We start from the raw sequence: 3550 nt of genomic DNA on the forward strand, positions 1-3550 counted from the left end.
GGTGATCAATGTTGATCCCGGCCAGAACATCAGCATCAGCAGTATCGGCCAGTTGACGGTGGATGGCCGCCTCAACGCCTGGGGTGGTGCGATCAAACTGGGTGCCGTCAGCATGAATGCGAGCGTGACGGAAGCGGTGGAAGCCGCCGGTCATGGCCGCTCGATCTGGATCGGCGAACAGGCGGTGCTCGACGTGGCGGCGCGCGCGGTGACGGCGGTAGCGTTCAATGGCACGCGTTACGGTCAAGTACGCAATGGCGGCAGCATCGTCATTGGCGGTGACATCAACCACGCCCTCGGCAACGCCAGTGCACCGAATCTGTTTGTGGTGGTGCGCGAAGGGGCGCTGCTGGATGCCTCGGGCGCGCAAGCCACGCGCGATATCGCCGGCCTCGGGGCGGTGCCGGTGGCGAGTGCGGGCGGCAGCATTGCACTGACCTCGGGCAATGGTCTCTATCTGGAAGGCAGCATGCAGGCCAAGGCCGGCGGCGCTGGTGCCGCCGGCGGCGCGCTGAGCGTGGCATTGGAAGCGCCGTTGTACAGGAAGGCACTCAATCCTGGTGCGGTGCTCACACCACGTGACCTGATACTCGCACAGAATGCCGGCGCCAGCGACCTGGCAGGATTGACTGACCCGGTGCAGGCTGCTGCGGCATTGACCTATGGCCATGGCCGGCTGTCGGTGGAACAAGTGCGGGCCGGCGGTTTCGACAGCCTGGCGTTGCTGAGCCAGGGCGCGATCAGCTTTGCCGGCGACATCGATCTCAAGTTGGATCAGAATCTGCAACTGTATGCGACCAGCTATGCGCTGGCGGCCGGCGCACCGGCCAGCAGCAACATCAATCTGAGCGCCAATTATCTGCGTCTGGCGGCGACCAAGCTGCCGGTGCGTGATTTTTATACGATCCCGGACAAGGTCGATGTGAGTACCCGCGCCGTCGCTGCCGAAATCAACGGCCACGCCAATCTGATCGATATCCGGGGGGAAGTCGGATTCAATGCGCAGCGGGTCGGCATGGTCAGCACCGGCGACTTGCGTTTCCTCGGCATCAGCGATGGCTGGGATGGCAATACCCCGACCACGGCGCTCAACAGCAGCGGGGACATGCTGTTGCGCGCGGCTCAACTGTATCCTGACAGCGGGGTCGGGGCCACGGTGCAGGCTGGCTATACCAAGGGCTACTACGGCGTTGCTTATGATCCGACACGCAGCCTGACGATTGGCCGCACCACCGATTATCTGCCGGCCATGCCGTATTCGGCGTTCGGCTCCCTGCAATTGTCGGCCGCGCACATCGAACAGGGCGGCATTGTGCGGGCGCCGCTTGGCTTCATCGGTCTCGGTGCTTCAGGTTACGACGATAAAAAAACGCTGAGCGTGAATTTGCTTGACCGCAGCGTGACTTCGGTCAGCGGCGCTGGTCTGGTCATGCCGTATGGCGGTACCGTTGATGGCCAAACCTGGACTTACGATGGCAAGACCGTGGTGTTCGGCGGCGTCGGCGGCGTCAACAGCGGCGGCAGGCTGACTACCGGGGTTACCTTTGGCGGCCTGTCGGTGGCAGTCAAGCCGGGCGCAGTACTCGATCTGTCGGGCGGCGGCGAATTGCTCGGCGCCGGCTTTGTGACCGGGCGCGGCGGTTCCACCGATGCCCGTTTCAATCCATTGCTGCAATACGGCGCCAACAGCGGTTTCACCTTGCCGGGTCTGGCAACCAATCCGGTGTACGCGATTGTGCCGGGCATGCAGAGCAACTTTGCGCCAATGGGCGGTGAGCATGGCGCGGTCGATCCGGCCATCGGCCGTCAGATCACGATTGGCAACGGCGTGCCCGGTTTGCCGGCCGGTACTTACACGCTGATGCCGTCGACCTATGCCCTGATGCCGGGCGCATTCCGGGTCGAAATCAATGGCCTTGCCGGGCAAGGCGCGTTGACTGCGGCGCAAGCGATGCGCAATGGTTCATGGGCTGCGGCCGGGACCTTGTCGATTGCCGGCACCGATGTGCGCGACAGCCTGGCCAGCCAGCTGATCGTGACGCCGGCCAATGTATTGCGCAGCTATTCGCAATACAACGAAACCGGCTTCACCGCGTTTGCCTTGGCCGACGCCGCGCGGCTCGGTGTGCCGCGGCCGATGTTGCCGGTCGATGCCCGTACCTTGCACCTGAATCTGCAACCCGGGGCCGGCATCGATGCCTTCCGCTTCGAAGGGGAGGGCCGCTTCAATGCCGCCGCCGGCGGTTATGGCGGGACGCTCGCCGTGACAGTGGCCAATGGCAGCGGCAAGGCCTATATCGAAATCGTTGGCAGCGGCCAGGCGGCAACCGCCGGCTTTGCCGGTATTTCGCTCGACGCCGACACTCTCAACAACATTGGCGCGTCGCGCATGGTGATCGGCGGCATGGCGTCGGTGTTGTATGGGCAGGGCGGCAATATCGTGAGCTTTGCGACACCCGCGGAGCAAGTGCATTTGCGTTCCGGCGCGCAGTTGTCGGCACCGGAAGTGTTCCTGATTGCCGGCGAAGGTTTTGACCCGTCTTCACCCAAGGGCTCGATCAATATCGAACAGGGCGCGGGTATCAGCACGCTGGGGCGCGGTGCGGCAGCCTACGATTCCAGCAACGGCTTCATTTACCAGTCTGCCTTGTACATGGTGGCAGCGTCCAACGGCTTGCTTAATGTGACGCCAAGCAGTACCACTGCGCGCGGCGGCATTTATATCGGCGGCTGCACGGTGGCCCCGTGCGTGGGGACCACCACACTGTATTCGGAAGGCACCTTGCTGGCGTCGACCACCGGCAGTTTCGTGCTCGATGACGCAGTACGTTATGGCACGCGCAACCTGACGCTGGCGGTGGGCGCAATCAATATCGGCAGCCCGCAGGCGCTGGCCGACGCCGAAGCGGCCGGCATTCGTTCGGCCGGACTGGCGCTGAATCAGGATGTACTGAACCGGCTGCTGCGCGGCGACACCAGTACCGGTGCGCCGGCAATCCAGACGCTGGTGCTGAGCGCGGCCAACAGCGTCAACTTCTATGGCGATGTCACGCTCGACACGTATGATGCAGTGACCGGCAAATCGACGCTGGACCGGCTGGTGCTGACCACGCCGGCGATCTATGGTTACGGCGGCGCTGGCAGCGTGGCGACGATTCATACCGCCAATCTGGTGTGGGGCGGTACTGAACGGGTACCGGGCAGCATCATCGCCAATGGTGCCGGCACCGGCAGCGGCACGCTCAACCTCAATACCGAGCGCCTGGAATTCGGTTTCGGGCCATTCACGCAACCGGCCAATATCAAGTCCTACGACCGCCTCGCGGTGGGCTTTGCCAACGTCAACCTGAGTGCCAGTGAACGCATTACCGCCAACAACAAGGGCAGCCTGTCGGTGTATCAGTCGCAGGGCGCTTATCAGGCTGGCAGCGGTTATGACTACAGCGGCGGCAACCTGAACATCAGCACGCCATTGCTGACCGGCGCGGCCGGCTCGGTCAACAACATCACGGCCGGCGGCAATATCAATCTGGTTTCCGGCGTCACCGCA

General features: G+C 63.5%; 1 pseudogene. It reads left to right on the forward strand.

Annotated features, from left to right (window positions below):
* Window positions 1-3550: pseudogene (locus AKL27_RS28265) on the forward strand (hemagglutinin); the annotation flags it as partial.

Source organism: Herbaspirillum autotrophicum (assembly GCF_001189915.1).
Taxonomy (GTDB): Bacteria; Pseudomonadota; Gammaproteobacteria; order Burkholderiales; family Burkholderiaceae_D; genus Herbaspirillum; species Herbaspirillum autotrophicum.